At 44.4% G+C, this 21,483-nt stretch carries 12 protein-coding genes and 1 pseudogene; 5 read left to right on the top strand and 8 right to left on the bottom strand.

Features of this window, described 5'->3' with window-relative positions; translation table 11 throughout:
- The first annotated feature begins 15 nt into the window (after nucleotides 1-15).
- Entirely contained in the window at nucleotides 16-576 is a 561-nt protein-coding gene (locus H0913_RS16500; RefSeq protein WP_181477622.1) for a DUF6630 family protein, read from the top strand.
- Nucleotides 577-626: 50 nt separating this feature from the next.
- Here the strand turns inward: H0913_RS16500 and H0913_RS16495 are convergent, their stop codons facing one another.
- The 7 genes and pseudogenes from H0913_RS16495 to H0913_RS16465 all read right to left on the bottom strand — a co-directional run bounded on the left by H0913_RS16495 (nucleotide 627) and on the right by H0913_RS16465 (nucleotide 15,884).
- A complete protein-coding gene (locus H0913_RS16495) occupies nucleotides 627-3,947 on the bottom strand; it encodes a YadA-like family protein (RefSeq protein WP_232368800.1) in 3,321 nt (1,106 codons plus the stop codon).
- 759 nt (nucleotides 3,948-4,706) lie between these two features.
- Entirely contained in the window at nucleotides 4,707-7,151 is a 2,445-nt protein-coding gene (glgP, locus tag H0913_RS16490; RefSeq protein ID WP_181477620.1) for a glycogen/starch/alpha-glucan family phosphorylase, read from the bottom strand.
- Nucleotides 7,144-8,646, bottom strand: coding sequence for a glycogen synthase GlgA (gene glgA, locus H0913_RS16485; RefSeq protein WP_154639389.1), 1,503 nt, complete (start codon nucleotides 8,644-8,646; stop codon nucleotides 7,144-7,146). The genes glgP and glgA overlap by 8 nt, the downstream gene beginning before the upstream one ends.
- Before the next feature lie 11 nt (nucleotides 8,647-8,657).
- On the bottom strand, nucleotides 8,658-9,968 hold the full coding sequence (glgC, locus tag H0913_RS16480) for a glucose-1-phosphate adenylyltransferase (RefSeq protein WP_181477619.1): 1,311 nt from the start codon (nucleotides 9,966-9,968) through the stop codon (nucleotides 8,658-8,660).
- Nucleotides 9,962-11,908 (bottom strand): glycogen debranching protein GlgX, encoded by a 1,947-nt coding sequence (glgX, locus tag H0913_RS16475; RefSeq protein WP_181477618.1) that lies wholly within the window; start codon nucleotides 11,906-11,908, stop codon nucleotides 9,962-9,964. Before glgX ends, glgC begins: the two co-directional genes overlap by 7 nt.
- A pseudogene (gene glgB / locus H0913_RS16470) lies at nucleotides 11,905-13,893 on the bottom strand (1,4-alpha-glucan branching protein GlgB); the annotation flags it as partial. The gene glgX and the pseudogene glgB, both read right to left, overlap by 4 nt.
- Nucleotides 13,894-14,195: 302 nt before the next feature.
- Nucleotides 14,196-15,884: a glycoside hydrolase family 13 protein gene (locus H0913_RS16465; protein ID WP_181477616.1), complete on the bottom strand. Its 1,689-nt coding sequence runs from the start codon at nucleotides 15,882-15,884 to the stop codon at nucleotides 14,196-14,198.
- Between the two features lie 204 nt (nucleotides 15,885-16,088).
- On the opposite strand from H0913_RS16465, the gene H0913_RS16460 reads away from it, so the two are divergent.
- The 4 genes from H0913_RS16460 to H0913_RS16445 are packed head-to-tail and all read left to right on the top strand — an operon-like array spanning nucleotide 16,089 to nucleotide 19,777.
- Nucleotides 16,089-17,084 carry a siderophore ABC transporter substrate-binding protein gene (locus H0913_RS16460; protein ID WP_154603185.1) on the top strand — a complete coding sequence of 332 codons (996 nt, stop codon included), beginning with the start codon at nucleotides 16,089-16,091 and terminating at the stop codon, nucleotides 17,082-17,084.
- Between the two features lie 3 nt (nucleotides 17,085-17,087).
- Nucleotides 17,088-18,050, top strand: a complete 963-nt coding sequence (locus H0913_RS16455; protein ID WP_036949213.1) for an ABC transporter permease — start codon at nucleotides 17,088-17,090, stop codon at nucleotides 18,048-18,050.
- Entirely contained in the window at nucleotides 18,037-19,020 is a 984-nt protein-coding gene (locus H0913_RS16450; protein WP_154603184.1) for an iron chelate uptake ABC transporter family permease subunit, read from the top strand. Before H0913_RS16455 ends, H0913_RS16450 begins: the two co-directional genes overlap by 14 nt.
- Before the next feature lies 1 nt (nucleotide 19,021).
- Nucleotides 19,022-19,777: an ABC transporter ATP-binding protein gene (locus H0913_RS16445; protein WP_036949215.1), complete on the top strand. Its 756-nt coding sequence runs from the start codon at nucleotides 19,022-19,024 to the stop codon at nucleotides 19,775-19,777.
- A 37-nt stretch (nucleotides 19,778-19,814) separates the two neighbouring features.
- On the opposite strand, the gene H0913_RS16440 is transcribed toward H0913_RS16445, so the two are convergent.
- Complete coding sequence (locus H0913_RS16440; protein ID WP_181477615.1) at nucleotides 19,815-21,281, bottom strand: hypothetical protein; 1,467 nt, start codon at nucleotides 21,279-21,281, stop codon at nucleotides 19,815-19,817.
- Between the last annotated feature and the right edge of the window lie 202 nt (nucleotides 21,282-21,483).

Raw genomic sequence — 21,483 nt, 5'->3', positions numbered from 1 at the left:
AAATAAGGAATAACGATGCAGGGCATGAACCCAGAAGCGCTCGACCATTTCAATGACATTATGCAGGTGGTTAACAAGCTGGCGAAGCTGTTAAATCCAGATTCAATCGAGAATATGGATACGGATATCTCTTCATTTGAGGAAGAGTTAAAAGAGTCGATCAGTGAAGACGAAGAGGGGTTCGTCGAGCGTATCGAAGAGGGTGAAATTGGCTATTTAATGGCAGATCTTATTGTCAGGTCGAATATGGGAAACAGCTTTTGGATAGACTGGAAAGACAGTGAATCTGCGGTGAGTTTCTTGGAAGACGCTGTTGACGTTGAAGGGTTGGATATTCAGCTAGATTTTGCCGTTAAAGACCCTAAAAACGATTTAAGACCAGACCAAATTTTTGTTCGCGCTAATCAGCAACTACAAGCCCTTGGTTACTATTTATTGGGTCTGACTTCCGGCAATGATGCCTACCATGAGATCTTAATTCCTTCCGGTATTTTCGAACCGTTTATGGACATCATGGAACATTTCGACGTCATGGTTGAGCTGAATGACGAAGAAGTGGATTACAGCGAGTATTAATAGCAAAAAGGGGAATACAATCAGTATTCCCCTTCATATATCAACTCACACTACCATTCAAAGTTCACTGACGCGTTGTACATAGTGGAAGAACCTGTACCCGTTGATGCGGCGACTCCCCCTTTGATAGCGACATTTTCATTAATGCGATACCCCATACCGACAGCGACTGCGGATTCATCTTTATAACCCCCGACACCCGCCGTTAAGTTCATTTTTCCTACGCCATACGGTTGGAACAAACCGGATAGTGCGGCATTCGCAGCAAAACCTTTGTCGACTTTTTTGTCTAAATCATCAATTTTGGTATTCAGGCGATTTAACCCATTTTCTGTAAATTCACCCAACTGATTGACTCGTTCATCGGTGTAAGTGTTCGCAGATTTTAAGGTTTCGGCATTACCACGTTTCATTTGCGCTAAATTGACGGCATCGCTGTCATTTTTCGCATCGGCAATACCGGAAAGTTGTTTGTCGCCAAAATTGATGGATTTGACGCTTTTTGCCTTATCACTGAGGTTGATACTTTCACCGTCACGGCTCATTTTCAGCGCTCCGGCATCTCCCATTTCTGAGGATAAACGCGCAATTTCACTACCTTGTTTATCTAATGCCGCCGTATTTTTCTGAATATCGCTGGTGTTTTTACTAATGGCGCTATCATGCTCAGCCAGCTTTTCCGTATTCGCTTTAATATCCTGTTTACTCTGAGCAATTTCCTTATCGTGCTCGTTTAGCCGGTTGGTGTTTTCCTTAATATCTTGGCTATTCTGGTTAAGCATTTTGTCATGCTGCGTCAGTTTATCGGTATTGGCTTGGATATCTTTGGTATTTTGCGCAATCGCCGTATCGTGTTGCGCTATTTTGTCGCTATTTTCTTGAATTTTTTGCGTATTTTTAGCTACGCTTTGGTTGGTCGTGTGCAATTGGCTGCCATTGACAGCTTCTGTAGAGTCAGCCGCTACACGACCTGCCGATACGCCGCTTAATGTCCGGTTGTTAAATTCAAACACTCGGGCACTATCAGCTTTGCTATTCAACACAATTTTCTGGTTGTCCGCACTTAGCTGCACCAATCCTAATGAGCCAGAATCAATGTTTTTGGTGATCGTGGTAATCGCGTTTTTATTTTCTACGATATCCTGGGTATTTTGGCTGATAGCGTTTGTATTCTTGGTAATATTGTCAGTGTTGGTTTTCACCGTTTGATTGGTGGCATAGAGCTGACTGCCGTTCACCGCTTCGGTGGAATCTGCACTTAATTTACCCGCTTTCACGCCGTTCAGGGTTTTATTTCCGATATTAAACGCTTTGGCATCTTTGGCTTTTTCGCTCAATATTACTTCTTCACCGTTCGCCGATAACTGAACAAGCCCTAAAGTACCGGACTCCAAGTTGCTGGAGATATCTTTCAGTGTTTCGCCTTGTTTGGATATGTCCGCTGTATTTTTCTTGATATCGTTGGTGTTTTTATCGATAGCAGTTTTGTTATCAGCGATCGCAGTGGTATTCGCTGTCACAGCTTGATTGGTGGCGTGCAACTGGCTACCGTTTACCGCTTCAGTGGAGTCGGCACTTAATTTACCCGCCAAAACACCGTTCAGGGTTTTATTGCCAATATTAAACGCGTTGGCATCTTTGGCTTTATCACTGAGGATCACTTCTTCGCCGTTGGCAGACAGCTGGACGAGCCCTAAGGTACCGGATTCTAAGTTGGTGGAGATATCTTTCAGCGCATCACCTTGTTTGGAGATGTCTTGGGTATTTTTATCAATGGCTGCGGTATTGCTGGTGATATCAGACGTATTCTTGTCGATAGCGGTTTTATTGTCGGCGATATCGGTGGTGTTCTTATCGATAGCGGTTTTATTGTCGGCGATATCGGTGGTGTTCTTGTCGATAGCGGTTTTGTTATCAGCGATCGCAGTGGTATTCGCTGTCACAGCTTGATTGGTGGCGTGCAACTGGCTACCGTTTACCGCTTCAGTGGAGTCGGTACTTAATTTACCCGCCAAAACACCGTTCAGGGTTTTATTGCCAATATTAAACGCTTTGGCATCTTTGGCTTTATCACTGAGGATCACTTCTTCGCCGTTGGCAGACAGCTGGACGAGCCCTAAGGTACCGGATTCTAAGTTGGTGGAGATATCTTTCAGCGCATCACCTTGTTTGGATATGTCTTGGGTATTTTTATCAATGGCTGCGGTATTGCTGGTGATATCAGACGTATTCTTGTCGATAGCGGTTTTGTTGTCGGCAATGTCAGTGGTGTTCTTGTCGATGGCGGTTTTATTGTCGGCGATATCGGTAGTGTTTTTATCGATAGCGGTTTTGTTGTCGGCAATGTCAGTGGTGTTCTTGTTGATAGCGGTTTTATTGTCGGCGATATCGGTAGTGTTTTTATCGATAGCGGTTTTGTTATCAGCAATGTCAGTGGTGTTTTTATCGATAGCGGTTTTATTGTCGGCGATATCGGTGGTGTTTTTATCGATAGCGGTTTTGTTGCCCGCGATATCGGTAGTGTTCTTATCAATCACAGTTTTATTATCAGCAATATCGGTCGTGTTCTTGGCGACTAATGCATTAGTTTCATTTAATTGGCTGACATTAACGGCATCGTTATTTTCCGTGCCTTTATCAATGCCCGTTAATTTACGATTGCCATTTAAGCCGGTGAAGCTAACTATTTTTCCAAGTTTATCACTGGCCACATTAATAAGGTTATTGGCACTGTTAATTTTAACAAGACCTATTTCTCCATTATTAATCTGGGTTATTTTATTATTTACGGTAGTTATTTGATTGTTAGCATCGGTTTTATTATCACTGATTTGCTTAGTTAAATCTGTTTTTGCTGTATTTAATACATTATTCGTATCAATTAATTCTTGAGTATTTTTAGCAACATTCGCATTGGTGGTGGATAGCTGTTTAAAGTTAACAGCATCATTATCTGCACTACCCGCATCGATATTGGTGAGTTTACGTTTTATTGTATCGTTACCAAAGGAGACTTCATTCACATTTGAAGCCACGGAAGAACGACCAATCGCGACGGCATTATTGGCGGTAGCTTTACTGGAAACACCGATAGCGACCCCTCCATCTGCGGTATCGGATGCTAATGCAGCTCGCCCAATCGCGACACCATTATTTTCAGCAACTGCACTGCGTCCAACGCTGGTACTTAAGTTATTTGCGATGGTTGCAACTCCTAGAGCAGTACCACCTGTGCTGACATAAGTTCCAGCGCCAAATGCAGTATTACCAAAACCATAAGCGACAGAATTTGGACCAAAAATAACACTTCCGCCAGTCGCATCCGTTTTAGAGTCGGTCGCTGAGTTAGCAAGACTAGAGTTTTTTCCCACAACGATTGTTTCAGGTAAATAAAGGTTACTTGGACTATTTGAGTTCCATTTTGCAGTAGGAAAATACTTTTTATAGATATCTATATTATAAACCGCAACCATTTTTTCGTCATCATCGACTATTACTGTTAATTTATCACTAACAACCGCATTAGCGATTAACGGAAATAAACCAGATAAAACAATTACAATATTTTTTATATTAAATATTCTTAAAATATTCTCTTTTTTGCTATTGCATTTATTTTTTGGATTAATCTTATTGTCTGTTGAGTTTTTTAATTTTGGTCCGGATTGCATTATTTCAGGTACGGCAACCCACGACTTTATCGCGTCGTTCCAAATAGTTTTATAAACTTTATTCATAATGAATTCCTATGAAATATAGCATTGCTGCGTGTAGGGTTAATTAATCTGCGTAAAGTTTACGTAGATATTGAATTTTTGTTATTAGGCTTTAATTATACTAATCACAATGGTAAGTAAATGTCATTAATAAAATAATGAACAGGGGTTTTGATTTGATTTTTTTTATGTAATTAAGCTTTAATTAATTAAGTTTATTTAAATTTAAATAAGTGAAAAACATAATTAAGTATATTTTCAATATAAAAAAATATAAAAATAAAATTATCGAATGATAAAACTGCAAAAATACGCATATACAGCGTATTGATGCATTTTTTTGATCTTCAAAGTTTTAAACCTGATACGAGTATTTACGTTAAATCTTTGGGCTGTTTAATCATATTTTTTATTTCACTGAGTGGGTTTCATTCGCCATATCTTTTCAACATATTCATTTATGGTTCTATCGGAAGAGAAATAGCCCATATTAGCAATATTATTGAGGGTTTTTTGCGTCCATAACGTTGGGTTTTGGTATAGCTTATCGACGGCATCTTGGGCTTGAACGTAAGAGTGGTAATCGGCAAGCAATTGGTAATGATCGCCAAAATTAATCAGAGAATCATAAAGCGGGTAATAGCGGTTAGGGTCATCAGGGCTGAAAATGCCCGAAACGAGGGAATTGAGGACATTGTGCAGATCTTCATGATCTTGGTAAATCTTTCGTGGGTCATAGCCTTGTGTGCGAATCGCGTTAACTTGCTCGGCGGTATGCCCAAAGATAAACATATTGTCTTCGCCAACATGTTCGCGAATTTCAATATTAGCACCGTCTAATGTGCCGATGGTCAATGCGCCATTGAGGGCAAATTTCATATTACCTGTTCCAGAAGCTTCAGTTCCTGCAAGGGATATCTGCTCAGATAAGTCGGTGGCGGGAATAATTAACTCCGCTAAGCTCACGCTGTAATTTGGAATAAAAATCACTTTTAAGCGGTTTTTGATTCGGGCGTCATGGTTAATCACGTTAGCGATATCATTGATGAGTCGGATAATCATTTTGGCGTTAACGTAGGATGAGGCGGCTTTTCCTGAAAAAATCACCACGCGCGGAACCCAATTTTTTTCGGGAAGTTGCAAGATACGCTGGTAGCGTCCAATGACTTGCAAGATATTGAGTAATTGGCGTTTATATTCATGAATACGTTTAATTTGTACATCGAACATAGCGTGAGGGTCGACGATGATATTGACGTTTTTAGCGATATAGTCGGCGAGAGCAACTTTGTTTTCTAATTTGCAGGTTTTTAACCGCTCAATAAATAGAGGAAAATCGGTGCGTTGCTGTAGGCGCGAAAGCTCTGTGAGATCTTCCCGCCAACTTTCACCGATGGTTTCATCAATCAAGCTTGCCAGGGGTTTATTGCACAACGCCAGCCAGCGGCGTGGGGTAATGCCATTGGTGATATTGCTAAAACGCTTAGGAAATACTTTGGCAAAATCAGCGAAAATTTCTTGAGTCATGAGCTCAGAATGCAGCTTTGACACACCATTTATTTGGTAGCTACCCACGACGGCAAGCCATGCCATGCGAACATAGCGTCCATGGGATTCATCAATCAGAGATAGGCGGGTTAAAAGTTCTGGGTTATTGGGGTAACGCTGTTTGATCTCAGTGAGAAAGTGGTCGTTTATTTCAAAGATAATTTGTAGATGGCGAGGGAGCAATCGCCCGAGAAGGTCCACAGACCATCGTTCTAATGCTTCTCCCATCAGAGTGTGATTGGTGTAGGAAAAGATTCTTTCACTCATTTGCCATGCGGCTTCCCACTCATATTCGTGCTCATCGATAAGCAAGCGCATCAGTTCAGGAATGGCTAAAACGGGGTGGGTATCATTTAGATGGATTGCCACTTTATCGGCAAGATTACTCAACGTGCCATGGACTCGGTAATGGACATCGAGGATATTTTGCAAGGTTGCTGATACAAGAAAATACTCTTGCCCAAGACGCAAAATTTTCCCTGATTCCGTAGAATCATTGGGGTAGAGCACACGGGAGACATTCTCAGAAAAATTTTTATCTTCAACGGCGGCCGAGTATTCCCCTTGGTTAAATTTGTTGATGTTCATTTCATTCGTGGCATGGGCAGACCATAGGCGTAGGGTGTTGGTGGCGTCGCAGCCATAGCCCATCACGATTTGGTCATAGGCGCGAGCAAGCACTTCTTCAGTTTCCACCCAACGAACGATTTTACCTTCTTGTTGAAGGCGGCCGGCAAAGCGGACTTTGTAGCTAAGGTTATAGCGCGGAAACTCCCATGCATTACCATATTGTAACCAGCGGTCAGTGGATTCAACTTGTTGACCATCAATAATATTTTGCTGAAACATGCCATATTCGTAGCGAATTCCAAATCCAACGGAAGGAATTTTTAAGGTAGCGAGAGAATCTAGAAAGCAGGCGGCAAGACGCCCTAAACCGCCATTGCCTAAACCGGGGTCATCCTCTTCTTCTAAAATAGCACTTAGTTCAAAGCCCATTTTTTTCAACGCATCAGCCACATCTTCGTACATGCCTAAATTTAATAAAGTATTGGAAAGGGTGCGGCCAATCAGAAACTCCATTGAAAGATAGGCAACCGCACGATCCGATTGAGATAGAGAACGGCGAATAGCACGTAACCAACGGTCAACGGTTAAGTCGCGGATAGCGTAGGAGATGGCATTGAGCCAATCATGTTGGGTGGCAATAATGGGGTCTTTGCCAATCATAAACTTCAGTTTGGTTTGAATGGAGTCGATCAGGGTGTTGATCCGCTGCTCGCGATTTTGGATGGTAAATGGATCATTCATGGTTAGCACCTTCAATCGTTGGGGAATGGAGCGTTGGCTCAATTAAGTTCTGGTAAAGCACAAGGTATTTTTGGGCGGAAGATTGCCAGCTAAAATTCATCTGCATACCTTGGCGGCGTACGCGTTTCCAGCGAGTCGGTTCATTCCACAGAGCGAAAACGCGACGTACAGCATCATTGAGTTCGGTAGCTTTTCCATGGTGGGAGCGATAACCGTGATAGTCATGAAAGACAAAACCGGTTGCTGTGCGATCTGCCAAATTTTCGAGGGAGCAATCGGTGACAGTATCGGCTAGCCCGCCTGTGTGGCGAACCAGTGGGAGAGTGCCATATTTCAGACCATAAAGTTGGGTTAGCCCACAAGGTTCGTAGCGGCTAGGCACCACAATCACATCAGCGGCAGCAATCAATTTATGGGCGTGGGGTTCGTCATAGCCAATAAGGACAGAAACCTGTTTTGGGAATTGGTCGGCAAGTTGCTCAAAGGCCTGCTGTAAATCAGCATCGCCACTGCCTAAGACTGACAATTGTCCGCCTTGGTGCAACAAATCGGGGATCACTTCCAGCAAGAGGTCTAATCCCTTTTGTGTACTGAGGCGGCTGACAACACCGAATAATGGCACTTTATCGGTGACATTAAGTTTGTTTTCTCGTTGGTGGGTCATTTTACTGATGGCTTTGCCGAGCATATTTTGCCGCCCGTAATTATGGGGGATCAACGGGTCAAGCTGTGGATCCCAAACTTGGTAATCCACGCCGTTTAAGATCCCCAAAATATCCTCTTGAGATTGGCGCAGCTTAAGTAAATTGGCGAGCCCATAACCGTATTCAGGAGTGGTAACTTCTTTGGCATAAGTGGGACTGACAAAGGTGATTTTATTGGCGTAGAACAGCCCCGCTTTGAGGTAGGAAATTTGCCCATAAAATTCTAGGCCTTCGGGGGAATAAAATCCGTTAGGCAGCTGCAACTCAGGAAAATGGATTGCCGAAAATAGCCCTTGGTAAGCCAGATTATGAACGGTAAATACGCAAGGAACAGGGTAATTTTTGGCGGCGAGATAGGCGGCGCATAGTCCCGCATGCCAGTCGTGGGCGTGAATAATGTCGGGTCGCCAATCGGCATCAAAACCGCAGGCAAGTTCGCTGCTTATCCAGCCTAATAAAGCAAAGCGCAGATAGTTGTCCCTGTATTCTTGTTGATTATTGTCGTGGTAGGGGCTACCTGTACGCTGATAGAGATGCGGGGCGTCAATTAAATAGAGGCCGACGCCATCATAATGGCCAAAACGCAGAGTGATGGGGCCTGCAAATGTATTGATATGGTTGCCAACCAAGGTGTGATGAACGGCATCCAGTAGCGCAGGAAAACCGGGTAATACGATACGGACATCCGCCCCTTCAGCGATTTGAGCTTGAGGTAATGCGCCGAGCACATCCGCTAAGCCGCCTGTTTTTAGCAGTGGAAATAATTCTGAGCCAGCATGAAGTACGCGCATCTGAGTCTCCTTTAAGCGGCAAGGTTATCGAGCATTGTTTGAGTGACAAGGACGACGCCACCTTCCGAGCGGTAGAAATGTTGGGCATCCCATTGTGGATCTTCACCAATCACCAGTTTGTTGGGTAACACACAGCCGCTATCGATAATGCAGCGTTGTAAGCGGCAGGCATATCCAATAGAGACATCGGGGAGGATCACACAGGCATTGAGTTGGCTGTGAGCATTCACGCGGACATTTTGGAAAATTACGGAGTTAGCAATTTTGGCATCTTCGACGATGGAGCCTGCATTAATCAATGTGTTGGTAATCTGAGGGGGCTGCTGTGACTCACCTTGAATAAACCGAGCGGGTGCTAATGGGGAGTGACCCGTCCGAATCGACCAATGGGGATCATACATATCCAGTGCGGGCTTCGCTGAAACTAAATCAATATTGGCGTTCCAGTAGGCATCAATGGTGCCTACGTCGCGCCAGTAGGGAGATGCACCTATATTAAAATCAGAATAGACACAGGAGCGGCTAAACGGGTGCGCCCAAGCTTTGCCTTGCTGTACCGCTTTAGGGATTAAGTTTTTACCAAAATCATGCTGTGTATTCTGCTGTTGCTGCTCTTCAGAAAGTAATTGGTAGAGGTATTGGGCATCAAAAACATAAACGCCCATACTGGCTAATGCGACATAAGGCTTCCCCGGCATCGATGGGGGAAATTGAGGCTTTTCAATAAAATTAATTATTTTTTCGTCATCGTTAATGTCCATGATGCCAAATTCAGACGCTTGGCTACAGGGCACTTCAATACAGGCCACCGTGCATTGGCTCCCTTTTTCTACATGGTCGAGCAACATGCGTGAATAATCCATTTTGTAAATATGATCCCCGGCTAACACAATGATGTATTTGGCTTGATATTGGCTAATCACATCGAGATTTTGAAAGATGGCATCGGCAGTACCTTGGTACCAATCTTCGGCATCCTGTTTCTGTTGAGCAGGGAAAATTTCAATAAATTCATTGGTTTTTCCGTTTAGAAATGACCAACTGTGCTGAATATGTTGGATTAAGTGATGGGAATAGTATTGGGTCAGTATACCGACGCGATAAATACCGGAATTAATACAGTTAGATAAGGTGAAATCAATAATTCGAAATTTCCCGCCAAAGTGGAGTGAAGGTTTTGGCTGCTTCTGAGTCAGGGCTTTGAGACGAGAGCCTTTACCACCCGCCAAGATAAGCGCAACCGTATTGCTCGGAAGTTCTTTGGCTAATAGTTGCCTCGAAATAGAATTTGGGTAGGCATAAAAAGGCATTTTCTCTAACATATCAATTCCTTAATGGCACTTTGCGAAAATTCGTGGCGCTGCATGACCACGAAGGTTTTTGGGGGAATAGAGCTAAGCAAGTGGAAATGAAAAGGCGGGACAGGGTGCCAATTCCCCTCGGGAAGCGTGAGTGAATGGGGCTGCTCAGTGAAATTAATCAGTAATAGCCATTGACCAGAAAGTAACACTTGCATGGGGCATGATTGCTGCCACTGTTCAAGGGTTATGGGGGAGCCTTGGGCATTTAGCCACTCAACGGTTTTATGGGGTGGCAGTGAATGCCACCATTGCCCCGACGTCAGTGCAGGGATCTGCTGGCGCAATGCGGCGAGTTGTGCGGTAAATTCCATAAGCGAGTGATCGGCTTCCTGCCAGTTAAGCCAGCTTATCGGGTTATCTTGGCAATAAGCGTTATTATTCCCTTGTTGGCTATGCCCTAATTCATCTCCTGCACGTAGCATCGGAGTGCCTAATGACAAGAACAGCAAACTTAATAAATGACGCTGGCTCTTTTGGCGTTCCCGCGCTATTTTCTCGGGGGCATTTAACCCTTCAAAACCATGATTATGACTGTTGTTGTGGTTGGTACCATCTTGGTTATTTTCACCGTTAGCATGGTTATGCTTGTGATTAAAACTGACCAAATCTTGCAGGGTAAAGCCATCGTGTGCGGTGATGTGGTTAATTGAAACAAAACTAGGACGATCATTCTGTAAAAAGCAGTCCCGCGAGCCTGCAAGGCGACTTGCCAAGGTACCGATAGGAATATCTTGATACAAAACAGCACGACGGCAATCATTGCGAAATTGGTCATTCCATTCGGCAAAAGGCAGTGGAAATTGCCCCAGTTGGTAACCGTTGTTGGCGAGATCCCAAGGTTCGGCAATCAACTTAAGCTGCCCAAGAATGGGGTCTTGGCAGATAACCTTAAGCAGTGGAGCATGGGAATTAAATTCCGGAGTTCTCCCCAATATCGTGGATAAATCAAAACGAAAGCCATCAACATGGCATTCAATTGCCCAAAAATGCAGGCAGTCCAGCACCCATTGGCTTACGGTGGGGTGGAACAATTTCAATGTATTGCCGCAGCCCGCCCAATCTGCATATTCGCCATTTTCACTTAACCAGTAATAGGTGGGGTTATCTAACCCTCTAAACGATAAGCAAGGCCCTGAGCGGTCTAATTCGGCCGTGTGGTTAAACACAATATCGAGGATAACTTCAATGCCAGCACGATGCAGGGCTTTGACCATATCGCGAAACTCACGCAGTGGCGTAGAGCCTGCTTGCCCAGACCAATGCTGAGGCTCAATCGCAAACGGTGCCAGCGTGTTATAGCCCCAATAATTAGTGAGATTTTTAGCCTGTAATCGCGGTTCATCCAGATGAAATTGCACAGGGAGCAGCTCCAGTGCCGTTACACCAAGTCGCGTTAAATGCTGGACTATGCAAGGGTGTGCGAGAGCCGCATAGCTACCACGCAGGGCTGGCGGAATGTCAGGGTGTAGCATGGTAAGCCCCCGAACATGGGTTTCATAAATCACGGTTTTTGACCATGGAGTATGAAGAGGCGTATCCCCTTGCCAGTCATACGGGTCATGGCTGATGACGGAGTAAGGATGCTGTTTACCACTGAGTTCGCGGCTGTAAGGGTCAATCAGTAAGTGGGCCTCATCAAAAAATAATCCTGCTTGCGGTTCCCATTTCCCGCTGGCGCGATAACCATAATGCAGACCCGCTTTTGCCCCCATTAAATAACCATGCCAAATATGGTTATTCCCCCGATAGAGCGAGTAACGAGTTTCATCACCAAGTGAGTCCAACACGCACAGGTCAATGTGTTCTGCATGTTCGCTATAGACCGCAAAATTGACGCCGTGTTCGTCCATGTGGCTGCCAAGGGGGGAAGCGTGACCTTGCCGAAAATTAAAATGTGTCATTCGGTGCCTCCCGTTTCCAAATCCGCCCGTTTCAAATACAGGGTAGCCAAAGGGGGAAGCGTAATATTTAGGGAGTGATTTTTACCGTGAGCCGCTATTTGCTGGGTGGATATTGCCCCCTGATTGCCCACATTACTGCCACGATAATAGTGAGAATCGGTATTGATAATTTCTTGGTAGCAAGCCGATTGGTGAACGCCAATGCGGTAGTTTTCGCGGGGAACGGGGGTGAAGTTGGCGACCACCAGAATTTCATGATTGTTAGCATCGCGCCGTACAAAGGCGAATACTGAATTTTGATGGTCATCAACGACCAACCATTCGAAGCCTTGTGGGGAATCGTCGAGCTGGTACAGAGGTGGATGCTGCTGATAACAGTGATTTAAATCGCGTACAAGGTGCTGTACACCGGTATGCCAGCCATCATATTCAGGGTTCAGTAAATGCCAATCTAGCCCCGTGTCGTGATCCCACTCTCGCCCTTGGGCGAATTCTCCTCCCATAAACAACAATTTTTTACCGGGATGACCCCACATAAATCCATAATAAGCTCGTAAATTGGCAAATTTTTGCCATGTATCGCCCGACATTTTGCTGAGAAGTGACCCTTTGCCATGTACCACTTCATCGTGGGAAAGAGGTAAAACGAAGTGTTCTTTGTGGGCGTAAAACATACCAAAGGTCATTTGTTGGTGATGATATTGGCGGTAAATCGGGTCAAGGGACATATAGCGCAGAGTGTCGTGCATCCAGCCTAAATCCCATTTGAAATCAAAACCTAAACCGTGATTTTCAACAGAGCCTGTGACATTGGGAAAGGCGGTTGACTCTTCGGCTATCATTAACGCATGGGGGCAGTTCTGTTGAACAATTTGGTTGGTATAACGTAGAAAATCGAGAGCTTCGAGGTTCTCTTTGCCACCCCATTTGTTGGGTACCCATTCTCCTTCTTCGCGGCTGTAATCGCGGTAGATCATTGAGCTAACCGCATCGACACGCAGCCCATCGACACCAAAACGCTCTAGCCAATAGAGGGCATTGCCTGCCAAAAAGTTAGCCACTTCATAGCGGCTGTAGTTATAAATCAAGGTATGCCAGTTTTGGTGGACGCCTTCGCGCGGATCCGCATATTCATACAGCGCGGTACCATCAAATTGGATTAACCCATATTCATCATTGGGAAAATGGGCAGGTACCCAATCGAGGATCACTTTAAGGTGATGCTGGTGGGCGGTTTGAATCAAGTAGAGAAAATCCTCAACGCCACCAAAACGGTAGGTTGGGGAATAGAGTCCGATAGGTTGGTAGCCCCAAGAGCCATCAAACGGGTGTTCGTTGATGGGCAGCAGCTCCAGATGGGTAAACCCCATTTCCGCCACATAAGGAATAAGTTGCTCCCCCAGTTGTCGGTAGCTTAGCCAGCCATTGTTGTGCGGGTGACGGCGCCAAGAGCCTAAATGCACTTCGTAAATTGAGATTGGCGCGGAAAGTGGCGAACTTGCAGTAGTGGAGTGGGGCGGTGTTTGTTTGTCTGGCAAGGCCGTTATCACTGATTCTACATGGGGAAATAGCACACTTTTCAGTGCGTAAGGGTCGGCTTTGACCCGTATATAGCCTCGGTTATCTTGTAATTCATATTTATACGCCTGTCCGAGTTTGGCTTCAGGAATAAACCGTTCCCAAATACCCACCTCATGGCGCAATGTCATTGGGTGAATACGCCCATCCCACTGATTAAATTCGCCAACAACTGAGACCCGTTGAGCATTGGGCGCCCATAAAGAAAAAATCACCCCATCAACACCGTCGAAGTTGACGGGGTGGGCACCAAGACATTCATAGGGACGTAGATGGGTGCCTTCTGCCAGTAGCCAGCCATCTATGTCACGAATGAGAGTGCCAAAGCCATCAGTGTGCTTTTTAATTGCTTGGGTTTCTGCGGAAGGTATTTCAGCAGAACGACGCCCTGAAGTTATTTGAGAAATAACTTCGCGATTATTAGTTGGCAAATAAATAACCTCAAGAAAAGTGAAATGAGCAATTTAAACTTTACTTAAATTATTTAATTTGTATTTGATAGGCTTCACATATTTAGCTTTAAAAGTTATTAAATTCGTTATTTAACAATGAGTTGATTTGTTTTTGAATAGTATTATTAAGTTATCAATTAATAATACTCAACGTAATTAAATGCTTAATTTAATAACTATCACCCGATTATGATTGATATCGAAATATCGGGTGATTATTTATCTTTATTTACACCTATTCAGAGTGATTTGTTTAATTATTCACTTTTCTCTACTTCAAAAATTATTGATTGATAAGGCTGTAGGATAATTTGCTGCTTGTCGTTATGGGTATTGTCATTATGGGCACTTGCGATATTGCTTAAATGCACTTGGCGATAATGTTGGTGAATAGCCTGCGGTTTATCGCTGAAATTACAGTAAATATCGATGGCGCGTGAGCCTAATGTTCGGCGATAAGCAATAACAGGTTCAGGGGCGCTGATTTCTGAGAATTCGCCTTCAACCAAGATATCGCTAATTGGCGAATGGCGGCGTAGGGTAATTAATTGCTGGTAAAACGCGAAAAGTGAATCGGGGTGCTGCTGTTGAGTCGTTGCATTGATCTCGCGGTAATTGGGATTAACCTTCAACCATGGGATGCCTGTGGTAAATCCGCCATGATGTTGGTTATTCCATTGAAATGGTGTTCGTGCATTGTCGCGGCTGCGTTGGGTAAAATAGTTCATCATGGTGGTGTGAGAGTATCCGTGCGTTTGACCCCATAGGTAGAGTTTAAAGAGATGCAGATCGTGGTGCTCGTTGAGCGTCATTGGGCAGTTCGTCATGCCAATTTCTTGTCCTTGATAAATAAATGGCGTGCCGCGCTGAGTCAGTAAGAACATCGCCAACATTTTTTCGGCGACAGGGGAGATGGCGCCTTTCGGTAAGAATTTGTTCAGTGAGCGCGGTTGGTCATGATTTTCTAAATAAGGCGCGCCCCAACCAACTTGCTGGGTTGTGAGCTGGCTTTTTAGAAAAACAGGTTTCAAACGTTCACCAGTGATTGGAGCAATGGAAAACGGGGGCTGCTTGGCAATGTCGAGATCCGCAATACTGAAATCAAACACCATAGAGAATGAGCCGTCCTCACCAATATAATTCGCAAGATCTTGCGGTGGAACATCGATTTCAGCCACCGTCATTGAGTTCGCAGGATGGAAGGTTTGGCTCGCGAGCTCCTTTAAAAATTCATGGATGCCCGGTTGGTTAACCACCCAAGGAACTAAAGACGCCGTGCCGTCTTCCCGATCAGGAGGGAATTGGTAAGGCGAGAGGGCTTCAGGGGATTTTTTTATATTGCCGATGGCATCAATGCGGAATCCTGCAACCCCTTTAGCTATCCAACGATTGATCATTTGGATAATTTCTTGGCGCAACTGTGGATTTTCCCAATTAAGATCAGGTTGCTCGGGGCCGAAAGAGTTGAAGTACCAGCGATTGCTATCGGGAACTCGAGTCCAGACTGGGCAGTCAAAATAGGTACGTAAATTGTTCGGTGGAGTGGGTTTATCCCATTCAATAAATTGGTAATAGTCGGCGTAAGGGCTATTGGGATCAGCAAGGGCAGCTTCGAACCAAGGGTGCTGGTTTGAGCTGTGATTAAGCACCAAGTCCAGCAGAATTTTAATGCCACGCTGCGAAGCTTGGCTGATTAAAATATCAAGGTCATCATTGCTGCCAAAAACCGGATCCACGCTGTCATAGTTGGCAATGTCATAGCCATTATCTTTCATCGGTGATTCAAAAATTGGACATAGCCAAATCACGTTTACGCCTAAAGATTGGATATAGTCTAGCTTGGCGGTGATACCAGCAAGATCGCCAATACCGTCGCCATTATGGTCATAGAAGCTTTTGGGGTAGATTTGATATACCACCGCGGATTTCCACCAGGCTTGAGCCATTTGTTTTCTCCTTAATCAAAATAAGATGTGAGTAAGTTGCTTTAAATATAGGTAATGTGTGTTTTTGTGCGATGTATCATTATTTTGCGAAATGCAAATGCAAACTAATATCATTAGCGCTATGTTTCATGTAAGATGACCGCCATCTTCGGGTCATGAATGACGTGACTAACGATAATCACATTGAAAGGTGGAGGAATTTAGATGTTCGCAAAATCATTAGTTTCAGGGTTTGCCCTATTATCCGTTGTTGCGTTAGCGGGTTGTGATGACGCTAAGCAAACACAAACAGCAGCGCCAACGACCGAGCAGCCAGCAGCAGAAAAACCAGCTGAAAAACAAACGATTGTCGTTGAACATGCTCAAGGTAAAACTGAAATTCCTAGCCATCCACAACGTGCGTTTGTGATGAACATGGAAACCTTAGACATCATCGATGCGCTGGGTATTCCGGTGATTGGTGTTCCACAAACTAACGCCCATTTTCCACAGTTTTTAGAGAAATATAGCACCTCAGAATATGTTAATGGCGGGAGCTTATTTGAGCCGGCTTATGAAACTATCAGCAGTGCAAAACCTGATGTGATTTTAGGTGGTAGCCGTGCTCGCGACGCTTATGACAAATTAAGCGGTATCGCACCAACGATTTCTCTGGATATTGATAACAAACGTTTTATTGATAGCCTGATGGAGCGTACTGCGCTGTTAGGTTCTTTATTTGGTAAAGAAGAACAAGCGAATAAACTCGTTTCTGACTTCAAAAACAAAATTAATGATATCAAAGGCAAAACCCCTGAAGCGGGCAAGGCGATGGTGATCTTAGTGAGCGGCGGTAAAATTTCTGCTTACGGCCCAGGTTCCCGTTTTGGCTTTATCTTTGATGTATTAGGTTTCGAACCGGCTTATGTCTTCACTGAAGATACTGGCCGTCACGGTAATATCGTGAACTCAGAACTGTTATTAAAACTGAACCCAGACTGGTTATTTGTTATCGACCGTGATGGTGCGATTGGTGCGAAAGATGCACAACCTGCGGCAGACGTGTTAGACAATGCATTAGTTAGAAAAACCTCTGCATGGGAAAAAGGCCAAGTGGCTTATTTAGATTCTTCAGCGGTTTATATCGCTGGTGGTATCCAAACTTATTCCCAATTAATGGATGATGTAAACAAAGCTTTAGAGAAGAAAAAAACGAATTAATCAATGAAAACGCTTTATCTCTCTTTTGGTATTCTCGCGTTATTGGTATTAGCGGTATTAAGCTTGTTTATTGGAGCGGGTGACGTGTCACCCGTTTCGCTTTTCACCGACCCCGAGATGCAAGATATCTTTTTCGTGAGCCGTATCCCTCGCACCGCCGCCCTGATCCTCGCAGGAAGCGCCATGAGCGTCGCGGGGCTGATTATGCAGCTACTCACCCAAAACCGTTTCATCGAACCTTCCCTTGCGGGTACCACGCAATCAGCGAGCCTTGGTTTACTGTTCGTGATGATCCTGTATCCAACAGCTTCTATCATGACCAAAATGGTGGTAGCGAGCGGATTTGCACTGCTAGGCACCGCACTGTTTATGCTGATTTTGCGCCGGATCATTTTGAAGTCCGCCCTGATAGTGCCGTTAGTCGGTATCATGCTAGGGGCCGTGATCAGCGCGCTTACCATTTTTACTGCCTACTATTTCGACCTGCTTCAATCCCTAGGTGCTTGGATGAGCGGCGATTTCTCCAGTATTTTACAAGGTCGCTATGAGCTGCTTTGGCTGGTGGGTGGCTTAACACTGGCTGCCTGTTTAATTGCCGATAGCTTTACAGTGGCAGGGATGGGGCGTGAGTTTTCCGTTAACGTCGGTTTGAATTACCAGAAAGTGATGACCATCGGGTTATCTATTATCGCCTTAATCAGCGGTGTGGTCGTGGTCGTTGTCGGTGCGTTGCCATTCTTAGGATTGATTGTCCCGAACCTGATTAGCTTGATGATGGGGGACAATATTCGTAAAACTATCCCGTGGATTTGTTTGGCAGGTGGCGGCTTAGTGCTGCTGTGTGACATTATTGGTCGCCTAATTCGCTATCCGTTTGAAATTCCTGCGAGTGTGATTTTAGGTGTCGTCGGCGCGGTTATTTTCCTTTATCTCTTGTTAAAGCATCAGCGTTATGGAAAAAGTTAATTCATTAAGTTTGCCAGTGAAAAGAACGTTCACGCCAATCCAGCGCATCGGTTTGTTGGCTGCGCTGTCAGTGCTGTCGATCATTTTATACATGACCATTAATTTGGGCAGTAATCTTGCGTATATCCTGCCCCATCGTGGTTATATCGTTCTAACAATGATCATTGTGGCGTTTGGTTCTGGGGTGTCGACGGTTCTGTTTCAAACTATCGCCAATAACAAAATTCTGACGCCATCCATTATGGGGTTAGAGGCATTGTTCATCCTGCTGCAAACTATCTTTGTGTTTTATACCGATAGTTTTCCCGCATCATGGCTGTTGAATATTGGTAAGTTTTTACTGGAATCATCTCTACTGGTGATTTTCTCTGTACTGCTGTACCGCTGGCTGTTTATCTCCGTCAAAATGAATATCAACTTAGTGTTGATGGTGGGGATTATCCTCGGAACCTTGTTTCGCAGTGTGGCGACCTTATTGCAAAGATTGATGGATCCGAATGAGTTTTCCATTTTGCAAAGCCGGATGTTCGCGACTTTTACCAAAGGAACGCCGGAGCTGATTCTATTCACGTTGGTGATCACCGTGATTGTGGGCATTCTGCTTTGGCGTATGCGTTACTGCTTTGACGTGCTCGCACTGGGACAAGCTAATGCGGTGAACTTAGGGATTAACTACCGTCAGCAAGTCACCGTAATCTTATTACTGATTTCTGTCTTAGTGGCAATTTCCACGGCGCTGGTGGGCCCGCTCACGTTCCTCGGCTTGATGGTGGCTAACTTGGCTTACTACATCGCAGGAAGCAGCCAGCATCGCTATTTATTGCCAGTTTCTTTCCTACTCGGTGTGATTGCATTAGTGGGCGGACAGTTGGTTCTTGAATATGGATTGAATAAAGCGGGTACCTTGTCTGTGGTACTCGAGTTTGTCGGTGGAATATTCTTTATTTATATGGTGTTAAGAAGGTTTTAGTATGATTGAAATTCATCAGGTATCGAAAAGTTATCAAGATACTAAGGTCTTAGATAACGTTACAGCCAATATTAAAAATAGCGGTGTCACTTCAATCATCGGTCCAAATGGTGCAGGGAAATCAACGCTGTTGTCGATTATTGGTCGCTTACTATCGGCGGATCACGGTTATGTCAAAGTGAATAACTTGGATGTCTCGACGACACCAAGCGACCAGCTCGCAACCTGCTTATCGGTACTTCGCCAAGAAAACCAATTTGCTAGCCGTTTAACGGTGGAAGAGCTGGTTGGTTTCGGGCGTTATCCTTATACCAAAGGGCGCTTAACACTGGATGACAAGCAGAAAATCGACGAGTCTTTGGCATTTTTGAACTTAACTGAGTTTCGCCATCGTTATCTTGATGAACTTTCTGGCGGTCAGCGTCAGCGTGCGTATGTGGCGATGGTGCTATGCCAAGATACCGAATATGTGCTGCTGGATGAACCACTGAATAACTTGGATATGAAGCACGCGGTGATCATGATGAAATTACTGCGCCGTGCGGCGGATGAGCTAGGTAAAACCATCATTCTGGTGATCCACGATATTAACTTTGCTTCAGTGTATTCAGACTATATCGTGGCGCTGCGAAATGGACGTTTGTCTTACCACGGCGAGCCTCAAGAGATCATGAAGTCCGAGATTTTAGAGGAAATTTTCGATACGCCGCTTGAAGTTAAAGAGCTGGATGGACAACGGATCGCGCTGTATTACTGATTTTATCCGCTCCAATAGATGATATTGGAGCGGTGTATTATTGCGGCGGGATCGTAATATCTTCGTCGCTGTCGAGCTCATCCAGCGGCTGAAGAATTTCAAGGCGTTTGATACCATCAGCATTCACCACTAAACGTGCTAATTCATTGTAGGCTTTCTTATTCATGATGACGCGGCGGCACAGGTAAATATGATAAACCTTTTCGCCTATAATCACGGGTTCATCATCATTCACCATCAACTCTTCATAGCTAATATCGAGATATTTCAAAAAGTCTGAAATATTAACCCGCGTAATATCCACAATGGACGATTGAGTCTGCATAAAGGCCGCAGAATGGCTGTGCAAGGTGACATCCTTGCGATAATACAGAATATCTTCCACACGCTGCACATTGACCAAATTTACCCAGTGGGATTTTTGTCGCATTTCATGAATATCTGGGGATAGGGTGCTTTCTTTCAGAAAGCGGAATGATTCCTTACAAACCCCAACCGGCTCTTTGACTCCTTCCCGATAAATACGCAATTGGCGGTCGGGGATCCAGCGTTGAAACAGACGGTATAGCTGTTCTCGTCCAATCTCTTTTAAACGATCTTTAAAGATATAACCAATCACCATCGCTAAGAATAAATTGGCGCTGAGCGCACCGTATTTACCTTGCCACATAAAGGCGATAAATGTGGCGAAAATCATCGAAATTGCAGCTGCAATCCCATAAATGGAGTGCAAAAGTAACGGAAGACCTCGTTTGTGGCGGATCTCTAAGTAGAGGTAGCGATTAATATATTTTTTCAGCAAATTGCGGCGGTAAGTGACCATTTCCGCATCGTTTTCATCATGCGGAAAGCTATCTGGTGCTAGCTTTTTCAAGTAACGCATTTCTTGATACCACAGATGGCGAATTTCATCGCGCAGAGGAAGCTGTTTGTCTTTTAATAAATCCTGTAAGTAAAACAGGGTGTAATGGGACATAAACTCATCGCAATAGGCGAAAGCGTTGGATTGAATCACGCTCTCAATGGGGGCAGTATAGGCGCTGAGTTCTCGATAGCGTTTGAGCCCATGCTCAATGTCTGCCAGCATCCCCGTTATATACTCCTCAGTTTGCCGTTGAGCGTTTTGGGTGACCATCTTCAGGGTTAGCCGTACGCTGCGCTTAAAGGTGAGTGCAAAGCGTTTTAGATGGTTTTCATATTCATCTAATGTTGGGGGTAATTCAGGATCTAACCGTTCCAACCAGCTTTTTAATTCATCAACTAGCCCACCTTCTGCAGGAATAGAAGCGAGTTGCACAGTAGGTGCTCGCAGTCGAATATAGTTTTTTAAGCTGCGCTGAAGATTTGAAGGGGTGTAGAGATCCGGGTTAACTTGCATCGATGCCGGAAGAAAAAAGAAGGTTTCAACTTGGTAGCGGATCTCTTTTGATTTCCGAGGAAAAAAGACTTGCTGTTTGATTTCAAACTGCTTTTTACCGTGGATTTTCAGAGATTCTTTAATCATGGCCTTCCTACCGGTGTTTCAGCGTATTCAAATATGGGATGAATACGATGCAAGTATTTATCAAGGAAGAACAATAGTAATGTGGATGGCAATAAAAGAGAAGGGAGACAGAGAGAAGGAAAACAAAAACGGCCGCTAATGTTTACTTCCAAGCCAAAGCGGAAATAAATAGTCGGCCGTTTTAAGCGTTCGTTGTCAGTTA

The sequence above is a fragment of the Providencia rettgeri genome (assembly GCF_013702265.1).
Lineage (GTDB): Bacteria > Pseudomonadota > Gammaproteobacteria > Enterobacterales > Enterobacteriaceae > Providencia > Providencia zhijiangensis.
The sequence above is the reverse complement of the archived record's forward strand: the minus strand, read 5'-3'. Positions and strand labels throughout refer to the sequence as shown.

Bases quoted from the DNA above. Each gene is read 5' to 3' on its own strand.
- H0913_RS16465 (WP_181477616.1), bottom strand. From the start codon at position 15,884: ATGGCTCAAGCCTGGTGGAAATCCGCGGTGGTATATCAAATCTACCCC.
- H0913_RS16500 (WP_181477622.1), top strand. From the start codon at position 16: ATGCAGGGCATGAACCCAGAAGCGCTCGACCATTTCAATGACATTATG.
- glgA (WP_154639389.1), bottom strand. From the start codon at position 8,646: ATGCGCGTACTTCATGCTGGCTCAGAATTATTTCCACTGCTAAAAACA.
- glgP (WP_181477620.1), bottom strand. From the start codon at position 7,151: ATGAATGATCCATTTACCATCCAAAATCGCGAGCAGCGGATCAACACC.
- H0913_RS16445 (WP_036949215.1), top strand. From the start codon at position 19,022: ATGATTGAAATTCATCAGGTATCGAAAAGTTATCAAGATACTAAGGTC.
- glgC (WP_181477619.1), bottom strand. From the start codon at position 9,968: ATGTTAGAGAAAATGCCTTTTTATGCCTACCCAAATTCTATTTCGAGG.
- glgX (WP_181477618.1), bottom strand. From the start codon at position 11,908: ATGACACATTTTAATTTTCGGCAAGGTCACGCTTCCCCCCTTGGCAGC.
- H0913_RS16450 (WP_154603184.1), top strand. From the start codon at position 18,037: ATGGAAAAAGTTAATTCATTAAGTTTGCCAGTGAAAAGAACGTTCACG.
- H0913_RS16460 (WP_154603185.1), top strand. From the start codon at position 16,089: ATGTTCGCAAAATCATTAGTTTCAGGGTTTGCCCTATTATCCGTTGTT.
- H0913_RS16455 (WP_036949213.1), top strand. From the start codon at position 17,088: ATGAAAACGCTTTATCTCTCTTTTGGTATTCTCGCGTTATTGGTATTA.
- H0913_RS16440 (WP_181477615.1), bottom strand. From the start codon at position 21,281: ATGATTAAAGAATCTCTGAAAATCCACGGTAAAAAGCAGTTTGAAATC.